Raw genomic sequence first — 1,235 nt, 5'->3', positions numbered from 1 at the left:
ACCCACGACCCCCGTCGGTACCGAACAGACGCGGCATGGCGATCTTCAGCCGGTGACGACTAGCGCTTCGAGAACTGCGACGCCTTGCGGGCCTTCTTGAGACCAGCCTTCTTGCGCTCGATGACGCGGGCGTCACGGGTGAGGAAGCCGGCCTTCTTGAGGGTGGCGCGGTTGTTCTCGCGGTCGATCTCGTTCAGCGAACGGGCGATGGCGAGGCGGAGCGCACCGGCCTGACCCGAGGGGCCGCCACCGGTGATGCGGGCGACGACGTCGTAGGCGCCGAGGAGCTCGAGCACCTTGAACGGGTCGTTGATGAGCTGCTGGTGCAGCTTGTTCGGGAAGTAGTCCTCGAGCGAGCGGCCGTTCACGACGAACGAGCCGGAGCCCGGGACGAGACGGACGCGCGCGATGGCCTCCTTGCGGCGCCCGACGGCACCGCCCGAGACGTTGAGGATCTGACGGGGAGCGGCCTCGGAAGCGGCGGGTGCGCTCTCCGTGGTGAAGCTCTCCGGGGTCTGGTCGAGGGAGTCAGCGATCTGAGCCATGAGTTTTACCTAGTCCTTGGAAGTCGTCGTGGCCGGAACTACTGTGCGACCTGGTCGAAGGTGTACGCCTTGGGCTGCTGCGCCGAGTGCGGGTGCTCCGCGCCGGCGTAGACCTTCAGCTTCTTGAGCTGCTCGCGACCGAGGGTGTTCTTCGGGAGCATGCCGCGGATCGCCTTCTCGACGGCGCGGGTCGGGTGCTTCTCGAGCATCTCCGGGTAGGAGGTCGCCGTGAGGCCGCCCGGGTAGCCCGAGTGGCGGTAGTAGACCTTCTTCGCGAGCTTCGAACCGGTCAGGGCGACCTTGTCGGCGTTCACGATGATGACGTAGTCACCCATGTCCATGTGCTGGGCGAAGGTGGCCTTGTGCTTGCCGCGCAGGAGCGCCGCGGCGTGGGTGGCGAGACGGCCGAGGACGACGTCGGTCGCGTCGATGACGATCCAGTCGTGCTGGACGTCTGCCGGCTTCGGGGAGAACGTACGAGTCACAGTGGTGCTGCTTTCGTGTCGAGGTGAGGAGTCCGTGAATCCCGCTCCGGTGGGTGTTCACGTGGGAGAACCCGTGTGAACTGCCCGGTGGAGGGCTCATCTGACTGTCCGGCGCACGGAGCGCGCAGACCAAGGTGAGAGCCTACCCGACGCGACTCGCGTTGTCGAACGCGCGCGGAGACGGACGGGAGGCACGGTGCGGCCC

At 67.0% G+C, this 1,235-nt stretch carries 2 protein-coding genes; both read right to left on the bottom strand.

The genetic code is table 11. The annotated features are described in order from the left end of the window. Positions 1-59: 59 nt before the first annotated feature. A complete protein-coding gene (gene rpsI, locus I5E_RS10645; RefSeq protein WP_022906971.1) occupies positions 60-545 on the bottom strand; it encodes a 30S ribosomal protein S9 in 486 nt (161 codons plus the stop codon). A gap of 38 nt (positions 546-583) precedes the next feature. Further along, positions 584-1,030, bottom strand: a complete 447-nt coding sequence (gene rplM, locus I5E_RS10640) for a 50S ribosomal protein L13 (protein WP_022906970.1) — start codon at positions 1,028-1,030, stop codon at positions 584-586. Between the last annotated feature and the right edge of the window lie 205 nt (positions 1,031-1,235).

Origin of the sequence: Curtobacterium sp. B18 (assembly GCF_000333375.1) — a bacterium.
GTDB lineage: Bacteria > Actinomycetota > Actinomycetes > Actinomycetales > Microbacteriaceae > Curtobacterium.
The sequence above is the reverse complement of the archived record's forward strand: the minus strand, read 5'-3'. Positions and strand labels throughout refer to the sequence as shown.